Raw genomic sequence first — 15421 nt, forward strand, 5'->3', positions numbered from 1 at the left:
CGTAGGAGGGGTGGCGTCTTCGTCATCCCACCCTGTGCGTGTTCTAGATCGCTCCCGGAGACAGCGCTGTGAAGCTGTCGATGACGCGCAGAGTTATAGGCGGATGACGACGAGGGCGATGTCATCAGGGCCGCCACCAGCGACGTCGAGGCGGGCCAACAACGCGTCGGCCAAGTGGTCAGGGGAGAGGGAGCTGTTCTGAGCCAGGGCTGTGGTCAGGCGTGCCAGGCCGGCGTCGATGTCCTCGTCACGGCGCTCGATGAGGCCGTCGGTGTACAACACGAAGGTATCCCCCGGTTTGTAGGGCAGACCGGCCTGGGGGCGGGGGACATGGTGTGGGCGGGCGCCGAGTGGCGGATCGGTCGCCTGGTCCAGCAGTTCCCAGGTCCCGTCGGGGTGGAGCAGGACGGGCGGTGGGTGTCCGGCGCTGCTATAGATGATCAGACTGCTGCGAGTGTCGATGAGTGCCTTGACGGCGGTTGCGGCCGTTGCGCCGTCCAGTGAGCGGGCGTACAGACCGAGGACCTCCAGGGCCTGGGCGGGGCTGGGGATGGCGCGGATGGCTGCGCTGAGGGCGCTGCGGAGCATGCCCATGACGGCGGCGGCCTGCAGGCCGTGGCCGACGACGTCTCCGACGGCCACGGCGTAGCGGTCGGGGGGCAGGTCGACGACGTCGTACCAGTCGCCGCACACGTTCAGCGATGTGGTCGCCGGTAGGTAGCGCACGGCGATGTTGCTGTGCTGGTCCAGGTCGGGGACGGAGAGCATGGCTTCCTGCAGGGTGACGGCGACCTGCCGTTCACGGGCGTGGGCCTGACGCAGTTCCTGGTTCAGCCGGTGCAGCGCTCGGGCCCGTCCGTGAAGCTGGGCTGCTATGCCCTGATCCTGGTCGGTGAACTCCTCGGTGAGCCGACGTGATCGGCCCGAGCGGGCGAAGCCGGTGACGTCCTCGCTCCATTGGACGATCCACTTCACCCTGCCGTCAGCCCCGGGAATCGGGGTGTGGATCGCGGACCACCATCGCTCCTCGAAGCCACCCGGCCGGGGGATGTCGTACCGCTGCAGCACCATGGTGTCCGGCTTCCCGGTGTCCAGGACGAGGCGCAGTGACGCCTTCAGATTGCGCTGCGCCTCGTCGGGGGAACCGGGACGTTCCGGCAGGGCATCGAAGAAGTACTTCCCGATCAGCTCATCCCTGGCCCGCCCGGTGCTCTGCACGCATGCCGGGTTGACGTAGCGAATCACCAGATCCGAGTCCAGCACCAGGTACGGGCTTGGTGTGGCGTCGAAGAACGCCGCGAAATCGATGTCCGCTGTCATCACACGCTCTCCGGGGCCGCGAGCGCGACTGCTGGCACTTCCAATCTACGGGCAGTCCAGCGTCCGGGCTCGCCCGTGGCGGCTCTGGGACGCCTGCGTGGTGTTACGAGATCAGGCTGCCAATGCGAGAGACGCCCTCTTGAGGGCTGGTGGTGCCGCCTGGCCGCACGTAAGGCGCCTGGCCGTCAGGGTGATCGCCGCCCAGGTAATGTGCGCCTCCGAGTTGCCGTGCACCGTGCCACGACCCGCTGTAGGACGGCGCCTGACCTGCTACTTCTCTCGTTTTCTTGGTCCACGTCTGGTCCACACGCGGTGATCCACAAGGCGACAGGGCCGGATCAAGGTGAGACAAGCCCATGCAGAAGGGGCGCCCCTCACTGAGGGACGCCCCTTCTGACCAGCACATCTATGACCTGCGCGGAGGCGGTGGGATTTGAACCCACGGTGACATCGCTGCCACGACGGTTTTCAAGACCGTTCCCTTCGGCCGCTCGGGCACGCCTCCCCGCGCCGGCCGTGATCGGCGGCGCGGGGACAAGGGTAACGGGTCGGCGCGGGCGGGTGGGGGTCAGTTGTCGCCGACGCGGGAGCCCAGGGTGACGTCGGCCGTGCGCTGCTTGCCGTCGCGCTCGTAGGTGATGGTGACCTTGTCGCCGGGCTTGTGGGTCCAGATCTCGCCGATCAAGGTGGGGCCGGAGTCGATCACCCGGTCGTCGAGCTTGGTGATGACGTCGCCGGGCTTGAGACCCGCCTCGGCGGCCGGGCCGCCCGGCTCGACCGGTGCCGCGCCGCCCGCGCCCTGCTCTGTGATCCGGGCGCCGTCGGAGTTGTCGTCCAGGGAGACGGACGCGCCGATCTTCGCGTACACCGGCTTTCCGGTCTTGATCAGCTCCTGGGCGACGAACTTGGCCTGGTTGATCGGGATGGCGAAGCCCAGGCCGATCGAGCCGGACTGGCCGGTGCCGAAGCCGCCGTTGCCGGTGGACTGGATCGCGGAGTTGATGCCGATGACGTTGCCCTGCGCGTCCAGCAGCGGACCGCCGGAGTTGCCCGGGTTGATCGAGGCGTCGGTCTGCAGGGCGCTCATGTACGACGCCTGGCTGCCGCTGCCGTCGCTGGAGGCCACCGGGCGGTTCTTGGCGCTGATGATGCCCGTCGTCACCGTGTCGGACAGGCCGAAGGGGGCGCCGATCGCGATGGTCGCGTCGCCGACGGCCACCTTGTCCGAGTCGCCGAGGGGGAGCGGCTTGAGGTCATCGGGGGCGCTCCTGAGCTTGATGACCGCCACGTCGTAGCCCTGTGCGTTGCCGATCACCTGGGCGTCGTACTTCTTGCCGTCCGGGAACGTCGCCGTGAGCTTTCCGCCCTCCACCGCGTCCGCCACCACGTGGTTGTTGGTGACGATGTGGCCCTGCTTGTCGAAGACGAAGCCGGTGCCCGTGCCGCCCTCGCCGCTGGTGCCCTCGGCCTGGATCGTGACCGTGCTCGGCAGGGCCTTGGCGGCCACACCCGCGACCGTGCCCGGGTCACGCTTGAGGTCGCCGCCGCTGGTGGGGGCGGACACCGTAGTCGAGCCGGTGCTCTCGTTGTCCTTCGCCAGTGTGTAGCCGAGGCCGCCGCCCACGCCGCCCGCGACCAGCGCGGCCACCAGGGCCCCGGCGATCAGACCGCCGCGCCCGCGGCCGGGCTTCGGCGCCGGCTGCTGGTACGAAGCACCCCAGCCGCCCTCGCCGGACCCGGAACCGCCGTCGCCGTACGGGGCGGTCGGCGGCGGGGGCGGGGGCCAGGACGGGTCGGGCGCGGAGGAGGAGACGCCGGGGTGTCCGGCGTCACCTGCAGCGCCCCGGCCCTGCGGAGGCTGGCCCTGGGCGTCCTGCCCGTACGGCCTCTGAGGGCCCTGTCCCTGGGGCGCCGGAGCAGCGGGAGCGTCCACCGGCACGGGGGGTGCGGACGGGGCGGGGGGTACCGCGGTGCCCTCGTTCTCGGTGCTCACAGCTTCTCTCCTCGATCCACGGCTGTCCTCTGGGTCGCACTCGGTCGCGCTGTGTCACGCTGGTCGGCGGTCCGGCGCGATACCACTGTGCTTGTCCCTTTGTATGCCGTCAGCTTTTCCCACGGGCCGTCAGAGCACCATAAGCGGTTGCTGTGGGTCCGGGGCCATTCTTTATATAGGTTATTGAAGGCGAAAAGGGTGCAATGCCAATGCCTCCGTCCGGACCGCAGCAACCGCCGTGTCCGTCCGACCGGACGCGTACCCGCACACGGTGGCACCATGACGCGGTGACCCACGCTCGGCAGCATGTGATTCAAGTCGTCGCCCACCGCGGAGCCTCCGAGGACGCCCCGGAACACACCCTGGCCGCGTACACCAAGGCGATCCAGGACGGTGCGGACGCCCTCGAATGCGATGTGCGCCTCACCGCCGACGGCCACCTGGTGTGCGTACACGACCGCCGGATCAACCGTACGTCCAACGGCCGCGGTGCGGTCTCCGCACTGGAACTCGCCGATCTCGCAGCCCTGGACTTCGGCTCCTGGAAGACGGGCGAGGCCTGGAGGGCGCGCGACGAGGAACCCGACTGGGAGCACCGCCCGGAGGACCGCGAGGCGACGTCCGTTCTCACCCTGGAGCGGCTGCTCGAACTCGTCGCCGACGCCGGGCGCCGGGTGGAACTGGCCATCGAGACCAAGCACCCCACGCGCTGGGCGGGACAGGTCGAGGACCGGCTGCTGGTGCTGCTGAAGCGCTTCGGCCTCGACGCCCCGGCCTCCGCCGAGGAGTCCCAGGTCCGGGTCATGAGCTTCTCGGCCCGCTCGCTGCACCGCGTGCGTGCCGCCTCGCCGACCCTGCCGACGGTCCATCTGACCCAGTTCGTGTCACCCCGGCTGCGCGACGGGCGGCTGCCCCCGGGCGTGCGGATCGCGGGCCCCTCCCTCCGCATCGTGCGCAACCACCCCGCTCACATCGAGCGCCTGAAGGGGGCCGGTCACCAAGTGCACGTGTGGACCGTGAACGAGCCGTCGGACGTGGATCTCTGCGTAGGGCTGGGCGTCGACGCCATCATCACCAACCGCCCGCGCGCGGTGCTGGACCAACTCGGCCGCTGACGCCCCGCGCCGGCCCCGTCGACCCCACACGTCCCATAAGACCCACGCACACCTCTTGACCCCATGTGCGGACAGGCGGGATCCTCCCATCTCGGCCACACCGATGGTTTCCAGCCACGCGGTCACAGGGAGTGCTCCGGCGCGTTCGTTCCGTATTCGATCGTGGTGAATGCGTCACCGGACGCGGACCGGCCGGTTTCCGGTACAGGCCAATGGGGCATCCACACCGTGGCGTGGGGCGAAGGAGGTCTCGGGGGTGGCGTTGGTGGTGGCACAGGAGGTGCCCACGTCGTCGAGCATGGCCGTACCCCATGGCCCTGCGGGCGTGGGAGAAGCAAGGCACCGCATGCGTACGCAGTTGCGCGGAGGCGGTGTAGCGGAATCGGTCATCGACGACGCCGTACTGATCCTTTCCGAACTCTTGAGCAACGCGTGCAAACACGGCAGGCCCCTGGGCGACGCCCTCTCCGGCGACGGAGACGTCCGCGCCGCCTGGCGTGTGGAACCGGCCGGCCGGCTCGTCGTCGAGGTCACGGACGGAGGCGGCCCGACCCGCCCCGCCCCCGCGACCCCGTCCGTCACGGCGCACGGCGGCCGCGGGCTGAACATCATCACCGCGCTCGCCGACGACTGGGGCGTCCGGGACGACGTCCGCGGCGAGGTCACGGTGTGGGTCGTCGTCCACGGCGATGTGCACGACCCGGACGCCGGCCACCGCCGCGACGACTTCGCGGCCCGTGTCACGGCCCCGCCGGTGTCCCGGATACCCGGGCTGGACTTCGCGGACGCCTTCGACGACATGGACTGAACGCCGGACCCCTCCGATGACATGGACCGGCCGCCGGACGCCTCCGGTCACGTGAACCGAGCGCCGGACGCCTTCGAAGACGTGGAACAGGCGCCGGACCGGCCTTATCGGCAGCGGCCAGTCACCGACGGGGAGACGGAGTGCCGCGTGACACCCGTGCCATGGGCCGGGCGCCGGACGCCTCCCGTGACAGGAACCGGACCCCTCCGGTGACATGGACCGGGCCCGGGACGCGCGACGGACCGGGTGTTGTCCACAGGACCCCGTGGGCCGGGGCACGAACGGCTAGGCTCGCGACGTACGAGACGAGCCGTAACCGGGAGACCCATCGATGGCCAAGAAGCGACCCCAGACGAAGGCCAAGCGCCCGCAGATCACGGACGGCGAGGTCCCGGTCGTCGGCGCCCGCGAGCCCTGCCCCTGCGGCAGCGGCCGCCGCTACAAGGCCTGTCACGGCCGGGCCGCCTCCCACGCCGCGACCGAGCTGGTGCACCGCCCCTTCGAGGGCCTGCCCGGCGAGTGCGACTGGGTCGCTCTGCGCGAGCTGGTGCCCGCGGCGACGGTCGGGCTGACGCTCAAGGACGGCCTGCCCGAGGGCGTCCCGGCGGTCACGCTGGCCACGGTCCTGCCGATGGCCTGGCCCGCCCTGCGCCGCGACGACGGCTCGGTCCTGCTCGGCCTGCAGAACGACACCTCCTCGGGCGACATCAGCCGCGACCTCGCCGACACCCTCCAGCGCGCCCTGGAGGCCCAGCCGGGCACGCCCGTGCAGGGCCGCCGCGCCCCGTCCGACAGCCCGCGGCTGCAGGATCTGCTCGACCCGGAGGGCGCGTTCGAGCCAGAAGTGCACAGCGGCTTCGAGTTCTGGGTCCCCGACGCGGAGAACGCCACACCGGAGGTGGCCGCCTCCCTGGAGCGGGCCAACGCCGCGGCCATCCCGACCGTCAAGCTCCAGGGCGTGGACGCCGCGTACTGGTGCGAGACGCCGGAGAAGAACCATCTGCGGTGGGTCATGCCGCACGCCGAGGAGCAGCTTCTGGACGCTCTCGCGCGGCTGCACGCCGCGGGCCGCTCCAGCCTCGGCGAGGGCACCCGCCTGGTGGGCTCCTTCCGCGCTCACGGGCTCACGGTGCCGGTGTGGGACCTGCCGAGCGGGGTCACGGCCGACGACGTGGAGAAGCCCGCGGCGGAGTTCGCCGAGCGCCTCGCCGCCGCCCTGGCCACGGACGCGCCGCTCACGGCGGACGAGCGCCGCGCGCGGGGCGGTCTCACCAACCGGCAGGTCACGCTGAGCTGACGGCTGTCGCGGGGGCCGGCCGGCGATCACCCGGCCGGCCGACCGCCGCCAGTCCGCCACACCGGGGACACATCACAACTCCCTTCGGGGACAAGCCAGTCGGTGACCGGAAAGGCGAGATCGAATTTGCGAACCGCCGATCTCTTGTTACCGTTCCTGTAGCCCGGTTGCTGGTGCATCCCCCGTCGCCAGCAACCGGGTCTTTTCATGCTCGCGTGCCTTCACACGGCGCAGCCGATCGTCAACTGCCCGTCCAGGCAGGTGAGTTGCTTCCCGAGCGCAGCAGCAGCGGGCCCTGCCCGCCCCGCCGGGCGAACTCCGTGACCGCCGTGTAGGCCGCCGGATTCCCCCGCGTCGGCTCCCGGGGTGTCTCGCACGTCCCCAGCTCGTCCCCGGCACCCACCGCGCACGTCATCCGCACGGTCCGGTCGCCGGGCCCCATCAGGCTGAGGACGGCGTCCAGCGCCTCGCCGGTCGCGTTGCGGTAGTAGGTCCGTCCCCAGGTGCCCGCACCCTGCGTCACGACACAGGTCTGCGCCTCGATGCCGTCGGGGGAGGAGAGCTCGGGCCCGCAGCGCACGGCGGCAGCCGGGCCCCGGCCGAGCCCGGGCACGCCGGGCGCCTTGTCGCCGGCGCTCGAAGCGGACGTGCGCGCGCCGGCACCGTCCACCGCACCCGCGGAACCCTCGGACCGCACGGCCCCCGCGGCCGCCACCGCCAGTGGCAGTGCGACCGCGCACGCCGTCACGACGCCCGCGAGGGCGAGCAGTCTGGTCTTTCGGGGGTCCCGGGAACGACCCCGGGCATGACGCCGCATGGCCCCGGAACATAACGCCCCGGGGCGGGCGCCGGGCTCGGCGCGCCCTACGGTCCTAGAACTCGGGCGCGCTCACACCCGTACGAGTGAGCACGTCGACCACGGCGTCCACCACGGCCTCGACATCGGGCACCCACGGTGAGGCGGAGCCGGGCAGCGGTGCCCGCTCCCAGCGGATCTCGCCCTGGCCCGTCTCCGACGGAGGCAGGGCCAGGTAGCCGCCCTCGCCGTGGAAGCGGAGGGAGCCGGGCACGAAGTCCTTGGCGTAGAGCAGTTCGCCGAGCTGCTCCATGGAGTACGGCTTCACGAGGATCGCCCACCGGCTGGAGGAGGCGACGACCGGGCCGAGCCGCATGCCCGTGCGGTCGAGTGCCTCGAGGGCGCGGGCGGCCGGCACGGCCGGCAGGGAGACCGCGCAGGGGGCCTTGCCGCCGGTGGCCAGGACGATCGGCGCCGTCGGCCGGTTGCTCCACCACCAGCGGACCATGCGCCCGTCGGTGGTGGCCGCGAGGAGGCCGGGGTCGAAGGGGTGCGCGCCGGGCACCGTGCACTCCGGGTCGGGGCAGGCGCAGCGGCCCGGCCCCTGCGGGTCCGCCGCCACGCCCGGGAGTACGGGCCACTGCCATTCCGTCGCGTAGGTCAGCGCCGCGCCGATCAGTTCAGGCCTCCCGTCACCGCGCTGAGACAGGAGCCTGCGTCGCCTTCCGAGGATCTCGCGCATGAGCGCTCGTTCCTTTCCGTTGCACGCCTGGCAACACCGTGGTCCACATCACAACATGTGTCGATCACTTCACTGTGCGTACCTGTTGGCGCATCACACCCCTGCTGGAAGCAAGGGGAACCCCTATGGGTCGAGCGTGGGCTGCCTCCGCGGCCGTCCCGCCCATACTGCGTGTGTCAAAAGCACGGGCCTGGCGTAGGGGTGGCGAAGTATGGCGTTTGCCGTCGCGCGTATTTCTCTCCGCCTCCGCCACGGGAGGATGGGGCACGGTCGTCGGTGGATAGGACGCCCGGTTCCGTCACCAGGTTCCGGGTGATTCCCAACCACCCCTGGCCTTCACCGAGTACGTACCCATCACGACCGTTGTGACGCTCCGTCGAGCAAGCCCAGTCGACCGCAATAAGCCGTCCACTGCGGCAGTTTTAAGCCAAATTCACATTTCCGCAAGAGGAAGGAGAGTTGTTCCCTCGAACCTCACGGACACCAGGAATCCCAGCAGGACAATGCTGGACATCTCCTCACGAGTGCGTGTACATGTGGAGACACTGCTAGCGGCGCAGAATGACATGGGGGTTTGCGATGCTTTTGAGCAGTACGCGCCGGTCGGAAGGCCGGACGCCATGAACGCTCCGCACCCTCCGAAAGTGGCTGGAATCGATTCAACGGTTCCGCCGCCCGCCCACACTGTCGCGCCCGTCGCGGCGGGTGCCGCCCCGGCCGCCCCCGCACACCCCCCGGTCCCACCCGGCGCGATCCTGCAGGACCGCCTCGCCGGCTGGGTCTCCGACCTCACCACGCTGCACGAACTGACCGAACGCCTGGCCCGCACGGCCGCGCTCGACGAGGCGCTCCAGGAAACGCTGCGGGCCGGCGCCGCCCTCGTCGGCGCCCGGCGCGGACTGGTCGTCCTCGAACCCGGCGACGGACTCGGCCCGGACACCACCGTCGGCCTGGGCCTGGCCCGCGCCGACCTCGGCCACATCGAGACCGTGCCGCGCAGCGCCCTGTCCCACGGGCGGATCCTCGAGGGGCTGCCGGGCGGCGAGGGCGGCATCGCCGACCCCGACCTGTTCGCCGAGGAGGGGCTCCACCCCCGCCACCGCGAGGTCGCCGCCCGCCTCGGCTACGCCGCCAGCTACGCCCTCCCCCTGTCGACCGAGGCCGCCGGCCGCCTCGGCGCCGCCGTCTGGCTCTACGACGAGCCCGCCGAACCGGGCGAGCGGCAGCGCCATCTCGCCGGCCTGTACGCCCGGTACGCCGCCGAGCACCTGGCCCGGATCGTGGAACTGGAGCGCACACGCGCGTCCATGGCGACGATGTCCGACGAACTGCTGCCCGCGCGGCTGCCCCGGGTGGCCGGCGTCCAGCTCGCCGTCCGGCACCGCACCGGCCCGCGCGGCGGGGGCGACTGGTACGACGCGCTGCCGCTGCCCGACGCCGCCCTCAGCCTCGCCGTCGGCTCCGTCACCGGGTCGGGGCCCAGCGCGGTCGCCGCGATGGGGCGGCTGCGGGCGTCCCTGCGCGCGTACGCCGTGATGGAGGGGGAGGATCCGGTCGCCGTCCTGTCCGACCTGGAGCTGCTGCTGCGGCTGACCGAACCGGCCCGCTCGGCCACCGCCCTGTTCGGCTACTGCGAACCGGCCGCCCGCAAGATCACGCTGGCGGGGGCCGGGCACAGCCCGCCCCTGCTGATCGGACAGCGCCGCACGGAGTTCGTCGAGACCTCGGTCTCCGCCCCCCTCGGCATGCTCGCCTGCTGGGAAGCACCGAGCGTGGAGATCCTCGCCGAACCCGGAGAGACGGTTCTGCTCTACACCGACGGTCTGCTGCACCGCACCGGCGAGGCCACCGACCGCGCCTTCGCCCGGCTGCACGCGGCGGCGGCCGGGGTGCCCCGGGCCCTGCGGACCGACCCCGGCGCGATCGCCGACCACGTCCTGCGGAGCGTGCTGCCGGACGGGCTGGACCGGGGGGCACCTCCGGGTCGAGCGCATTCGAGACTGGGGGAGAACGACGCTGAGGACGTCGTCGTGCTGGCGGCGCGCTTCGAGTAACGCTCCTCGTCATCGGCCTGGGCCCGCTTTCACGCCGCCGTACAGTGGAGGAGGTCCAGTGCCGTACCGAGGAGGATGACCGTGGCCGAGGAGCTCACACCGGCGACCCCGGAAGAGAGCGAAGAGCCGATCAAGCAGCGGAAGAACGGACTGTACCCGGGCGTGTCCGACGAGCTGGCCGAGAACATGAAGAGCGGCTGGGCCGACACCGAGCTGCGTGACCTCGACCCCGTCCCCCAGGCCGCCGAGACCGCCGCCCGCCGGGCCGCGCTGTCGGCGCGCTTCCCGGGCGAGCGTCTGGTGATCCCGGCGGGCAACCTGAAGACCCGCTCGAACGACACCGAGTACGCCTTCCGCGCCTCCGTCGAGTACGCCTACCTCACCGGAAACCAGACCGAGGACGGCGTCCTGGTCCTGGAGCCCGAGGGCAAGGGCCACGAGGCGACGATCTACCTCCTGCCTCGGTCCGACCGGGAGAACGGCGAGTTCTGGCTGGACGGCCAGGGCGAGCTGTGGGTCGGCCGCCGGCACTCCCTCACCGAGGCCGAGAAGCTGTACGGCATCCCCGCCTCCGACGTGCGCGAGCTGTCCGGGGCGCTGCGCGAGGCCACCGGGCCGGTGCGGGTCGTGCGCGGGTACGACGCCGGCATCGAGGCCGCGCTGACCGACAAGGTCACCGCCGAGCGCGACGAGGAGCTGCGGGTCTTCCTCTCCGAGGCGCGCCTGGTCAAGGACGGGTTCGAGATCGGCGAGCTGCAGAAGGCGGTCGACTCGACCGTCCGCGGCTTCGAGGACGTGGTGAAGGTCCTCGACAAGGCCGAGGCGACCTCCGAGCGGTACATCGAGGGCACGTTCTTCCTCCGCGCGCGCGTCGAGGGCAACGACGTCGGCTACGGCACGATCGCCGCGGCCGGACCGCACGCCTGCACGCTGCACTGGGTGCGCAACGACGGGCCCGTGCGGTCGGGCGACCTGCTGCTGCTCGACGCGGGCGTCGAGACGCACACGTACTACACGGCCGACGTGACGCGGACGCTGCCGGTCAACGGGCGGTTCAGCGAGATCCAGCGCAAGATCTACGACGCCGTGTACGAGGCCCAGGAGGCCGGGATCGCGGCGGTGAAGCCGGGCGCGAAGTACCGGGACTTCCATGACGCCGCGCAGCGGGTGCTGACCGAGAAGCTCGTCGAGTGGGGGCTCGTCGAGGGTCCGGTCGAGCGGGTGCTGGAGCTGGGGCTCCAGCGGCGGTGGACGCTGCACGGGACGGGACACATGCTGGGCATGGACGTGCACGACTGTGCGGCGGCGCGCGTCGAGGCGTACGTGGACGGCGTGCTCGAGCCGGGGATGTGCCTGACCGTGGAGCCGGGGCTGTACTTCCAGGCGGACGATCTGACCGTGCCGGAGCAGTACCGGGGCATCGGTGTGCGGATCGAGGACGACATCCTGGTCACCGAGGACGGCAACCGGAACCTGAGTGCGGCGCTGCCTCGCCGGTCCGAAGAGGTCGAGGCCTGGATGGCCTCCGTCAAGGGCTGAGATTCAGCGGGGCGTCCAGGCGGGCCTGGGGTTCTGCGGCGCCCTGAGCGCGGGCCGTGGTGAGAGCGGTCAGGGCGCGGCGGACATGAGGGAATCCGGCCCTGGCCTCCCCTCTGGCGCCGGCCGCGCCGTAGCGGGCCGACATCGTGGAGCCGCGGGAGGGGCGGCGCAGGGCGCGGCGGTCCGGGTGGGCCGCGAGCTGTTAGGCCAGCGCCGTGGTGTCGGCCGGGCCGGCTCCCGGCAGCAGTGCCGCCGCCGCGCGCCCGAGGACCACCAACAGGCCCAGCGTCCACAGGGCGCCCGGTGGCCGCCGCCCGCCAGAGCTACCGTGTGTTCCGCGCGGAGCCGGGCGCTGGGCTCGCCCGGGCGGCGGGCCGCGGCGGCCATCGCCGTGAGACCGGGGAGCAGCGCCCTGGCCGACCAGCGCAGGGCGCGGTGGTCCCGGCGGATGGCCCGGGCCGTCAGGTCGCGCGGGTCGGACAGACCCGGCTTGGGGGCCAGGGCCAGCTGGTCGACCAATGCGCCGACGGCGGCCCGGGCGAGTGCCTCGTCCTCGTGGCCGTTCCCGTGATGCGTTCCCGTCATGGGGCCGGGAATCTGGGGGCGCCACCCGTCAGGGGTATGAGGACGGGCTGTGCGCCTGCTGTGGGCGGGCGGGAAGCGTCCGACCGGTCGGTCAAAGAACACCAGGTCAGCGGTAGTTGACGTGTGAGATCATGGCCGACCTTGCCGGGCCGACTCGGGGAACAGGCGCGATCACCATGAAAAACGTCCAGACGGCGCTGACCATGCAGGACGCCATCCTCACCCTGCAGAAGTACTGGAGCGACAACGGCTGCATGATCACGCAGCCGCTGAACACCGAGGTCGGGGCCGGTACGGCCAACCCGGCCACGGCTCTGCGGGTGATCGGTCCCGAGCCGTGGAGCGTCGCCTACGTGGAGCCGAGCGTGCGGCCGGACGACTCGCGCTACGGCGAGAATCCCAACCGGCTCCAGACCCACACCCAGTTCCAGGTCATCCTCAAGCCCGACCCGGGCAACCCGCAGGAACTGTACCTGGGCAGCCTGAGGGCGCTCGGTGTCGATCTGAACGCGCATGACGTGCGGTTCGTCGAGGACAACTGGGCCTCACCCGCGCTCGGCGCCTGGGGGCTGGGCTGGGAGGTCTGGCTGGACGGCATGGAGATCACCCAGTTCACCTACTTCCAGCAGGTCGGCGGTGTCGCCCTGGACCCGGTGTCGGTGGAGATCACGTACGGCCTCGAACGCATTCTGATGAACCTGCAGGGCGTGTCCCACTTCAAGGACATCGTGTACGCGCCGGGCATCACGTACGGCGAGGTGTTCGGGCAGAACGAGTACGAGATGAGCCGCTACTACCTCGACGACGCTGACATCGACACCAACCACCGGCTGTTCGAGTCGTACGCGGCCGAGGCCCGGCGCCTGCTCGACCTCGAATTGCCGGTTCCGGCGTACACGTACGTGCTGAAGTGCAGCCACACCTTCAACGTGCTCGACGCGCGCGGCGCGATCAGCACGACGGAGCGGGCCAAGGCGTTCTCGCTGATGCGCGGGCTGACGCACGAGTCGGCGAAGCTGTGGGAGCGACGGCGGGCCGCGCTGGAGCATCCGCTCGGGGTGGCACTCGCCCCGGCCCCGGCCGAGCGGGCACGGCTGCCCAAGGTGCCCGGTGCCGAGACGCTGCTGTTCGAGATCGGTGTGGAGGAACTCCCGTACGCCGACGTCCCCGCCACCACCGAGGCGGTGCGCGCGTCGGTCACCGCCAAGCTGGCCGAGACGCGGCTGGGGCACGGGGTGATCACCGTGATGGCCACACCGCGCCGGATCGTGATCACCGTCGACGGCGTGCAGCCGCGCGAGCGGGACACGATGCGGACCGTGCGCGGGCCCAAGGTCGCCGCCGCCTACAAGGACGGTGCTCCGACGCCCGCGCTGCTGGGCTTCGCCCGCAGTCAGGGGGCCGAACCGGCCGATGTGCGGGTCGTCGAGGTCAACGGGGTCGAGCACGTGGCGGTCACCCGGCACGAGGAGGGGCGTCCGGCCGTCGAGGTGCTCAGCGAGCTGCTGGCCGAGGTCGTGTCCGGACTGCGGGCCGGACGCAACATGCGGTGGAGCGACCCGGGTCTGGCGTTCTCGCGTCCCGTGCGCTGGCTGCTCGCGCTGCTGGGCCGCACTCCCCTGCCCGTGGTGGTCTCCTCGCTCGCCTCGGGCGACACGACCCGGGTGCAGCGCCAGGCCCCCTACCCGGAGGTCCGGGTGACCTCCGCCGAGGGCTACCCGCACTTCCTTCACATGCACGGCATCCTGCTCGACCGGGACGCCCGGCGCGGGGCGGTGGTGCGCGGCGCCCTGGAGGCGGCGGCCGAGGTGGGCGGGCGCATCGATGTGGAGGGCCAGTCCGGGCTGATCGACGAGATCACCGACATCCTGGAGTTCCCCTACGCCGTACGCGGTTCGTTCGACGAGCGCTATCTCGAATTGCCCGCGAGCGTCCTGACCACGGTGATGCGCAAGCACCAGCGCTATCTGCCGGTGCTGGACGGCGAGCGGCTCATGCCGCACTTCGTGACGTTCGCCAACGCCCTGTGCGACGACGACGTGGTGCGGGCGGGCAACGAGGCGGTGCTGCGGGCCCGGTACGAGGACGCCGCGTTCTTCTGGCGGGCGGATCTGAAGGTGGCGCCGGAGGAGTTCCGGCGGCGGCTGGACAAGCTGACCTTCGAGGACCGGCTCGGTACGGTCGCCGACCGTGCCGACCGGCTCGCCTCCCTCGCCGTCGACCTGGCCGGGCGGGCCGGGCTTCCGGAGGAGGCGGTGGGGGTCGTGCGGCGGGCCGGTGCGCTGGCGAAGTTCGATCTGGCCTCGCAGATGGTGATCGAGTTCTCCGGCCTGGCCGGAGTGATGGCTGAGGAGTACGCGCGCCGGGCCGGGGAGTCCGCCGAGGTCGCCCAGGCCCTGGCCGAGATGGAGTTGCCGCGTTCCGCCGGTGGCACCCTGCCGGCCGGGGACGCGGGTGCCGTGCTCTCGCTCGCCGACCGGTTCGACCTGGTGACGGGCATGTTCGTGATCGGTGCCGCGCCGACCGGCAGTTCCGACCCGTACGGGGTCCGCCGGGCCGCGATCGGGCTGCTCAACGTGTTGCGGAGTCTGCCCGCCGTGGCCGGGGTGCGGGTGAGCGAGGGGCTGCGCGCGGCGGCCGTACGGTATGCCGCGCAGGGCGTCGAGGTGCCCGCCGAGCGAGTCGCGGAGGCCGCCGAGCTGATCACCCGGCGCTATGAGCAGCAGCTCACGGACGCCGGGCACGAGCACCGGCTCGTGCAGGCCGTCCTGGTGTGGGCCGACCGCCCCGCGCACGGGGACCGCACGCTGGCCACGCTGGAACGGCATGTCGGGAGCGAAGCCTTCGAGGCGCTGGCTGCCGCGTTCCAGCGGGTGGTGCGGATCCTGCCCGAGGGCGGGGTCGAGGCGGCGGATCCGTCCCTGCTGACCGCGCCCGCCGAACTGCGTCTCGCCGAGAGTGCGCAGGAGGTACGCGAGGCCCTGCAGGGACGCGAGGACGATCTCGGGGCGCTGATCGAGGTCTCCGCCCCGCTGGTCGACGCGATCGGCACCTTCTTCGACGAGGTGCTGGTGATGGACCCCGACCCGGCGGTCCGCGCGGCTCGGCTGGCGCTGCTGACGGAGGTGGCGGGACTGGCGCGGACGACGCTGGACTGGGGAGCGCTGTAAAG

General features: G+C 71.7%; 10 protein-coding genes, 1 tRNA gene and 1 pseudogene. 6 read left to right on the forward strand and 6 right to left on the reverse strand.

Annotation, left to right across the window (positions count from 1 at the left end):
• Positions 1 to 93: 93 nt before the first annotated feature.
• From ACZ5TL_RS00920 to ACZ5TL_RS00930, 3 genes are all read right to left on the reverse strand, one after another.
• The gene (locus tag ACZ5TL_RS00920) at positions 94 to 1320 is read right to left on the reverse strand and encodes a SpoIIE family protein phosphatase (protein WP_468586300.1); all 1227 of its coding nucleotides are present in this window, start codon (positions 1318 to 1320) and stop codon (positions 94 to 96) included.
• Positions 1321 to 1738: 418 nt separating this feature from the next.
• Positions 1739 to 1825 (reverse strand) — tRNA-Ser (locus ACZ5TL_RS00925).
• 63 nt (positions 1826 to 1888) lie between these two features.
• Positions 1889 to 3313 carry a S1C family serine protease gene (locus tag ACZ5TL_RS00930; RefSeq protein WP_468586302.1) on the reverse strand — a complete coding sequence of 475 codons (1425 nt, stop codon included), beginning with the start codon at positions 3311 to 3313 and terminating at the stop codon, positions 1889 to 1891.
• Between the two features lie 287 nt (positions 3314 to 3600).
• Between ACZ5TL_RS00930 and ACZ5TL_RS00935 the strand changes: the two genes are divergently transcribed.
• From ACZ5TL_RS00935 to ACZ5TL_RS00945, 3 genes are all read left to right on the forward strand, one after another.
• A complete protein-coding gene (locus tag ACZ5TL_RS00935; RefSeq protein WP_468586304.1) occupies positions 3601 to 4428 on the forward strand; it encodes a glycerophosphodiester phosphodiesterase in 828 nt (275 codons plus the stop codon).
• A gap of 169 nt (positions 4429 to 4597) precedes the next feature.
• Positions 4598 to 5236, forward strand: a complete 639-nt coding sequence (locus ACZ5TL_RS00940) for an ATP-binding protein (RefSeq protein ID WP_468586306.1) — start codon at positions 4598 to 4600, stop codon at positions 5234 to 5236.
• Between the two features lie 331 nt (positions 5237 to 5567).
• The gene (locus ACZ5TL_RS00945) at positions 5568 to 6533 is read left to right on the forward strand and encodes a DUF5926 family protein (RefSeq protein ID WP_468586308.1); all 966 of its coding nucleotides are present in this window, start codon (positions 5568 to 5570) and stop codon (positions 6531 to 6533) included.
• A gap of 241 nt (positions 6534 to 6774) precedes the next feature.
• Here the strand turns inward: ACZ5TL_RS00945 and ACZ5TL_RS00950 are convergent, their stop codons facing one another.
• Both ACZ5TL_RS00950 and ACZ5TL_RS00955 read right to left on the reverse strand, forming a co-directional pair.
• Entirely contained in the window at positions 6775 to 7350 is a 576-nt protein-coding gene (locus ACZ5TL_RS00950) for a hypothetical protein (protein WP_468586310.1), read from the reverse strand.
• A gap of 55 nt (positions 7351 to 7405) precedes the next feature.
• Complete coding sequence (locus tag ACZ5TL_RS00955; protein ID WP_468586312.1) at positions 7406 to 8071, reverse strand: bifunctional DNA primase/polymerase; 666 nt, start codon at positions 8069 to 8071, stop codon at positions 7406 to 7408.
• Between the two features lie 503 nt (positions 8072 to 8574).
• Between ACZ5TL_RS00955 and ACZ5TL_RS00960 the strand changes: the two genes are divergently transcribed.
• Positions 8575 to 10125, forward strand: coding sequence for a PP2C family protein-serine/threonine phosphatase (locus ACZ5TL_RS00960; RefSeq protein ID WP_468586314.1), 1551 nt, complete (start codon positions 8575 to 8577; stop codon positions 10123 to 10125).
• Between the two features lie 75 nt (positions 10126 to 10200).
• Positions 10201 to 11664 (forward strand): aminopeptidase P family protein, encoded by a 1464-nt coding sequence (locus ACZ5TL_RS00965; RefSeq protein ID WP_468586316.1) that lies wholly within the window; start codon positions 10201 to 10203, stop codon positions 11662 to 11664.
• Here the strand turns inward: ACZ5TL_RS00965 and ACZ5TL_RS00970 are convergent.
• Positions 11663 to 12249: pseudogene (locus ACZ5TL_RS00970) on the reverse strand (triphosphoribosyl-dephospho-CoA synthase); the annotation flags it as partial. The gene ACZ5TL_RS00965 and the pseudogene ACZ5TL_RS00970 overlap by 2 nt on opposite strands.
• Before the next feature lie 176 nt (positions 12250 to 12425).
• Here ACZ5TL_RS00970 and ACZ5TL_RS00975 point away from each other — a divergent pair.
• The gene (locus ACZ5TL_RS00975) at positions 12426 to 15419 is read left to right on the forward strand and encodes a glycine--tRNA ligase (RefSeq protein ID WP_468586317.1); all 2994 of its coding nucleotides are present in this window, start codon (positions 12426 to 12428) and stop codon (positions 15417 to 15419) included.
• Positions 15420 to 15421: the final 2 nt, after the last annotated feature.

It is taken from the genome of Streptomyces sp. NPDC033136, from assembly GCF_055578235.1.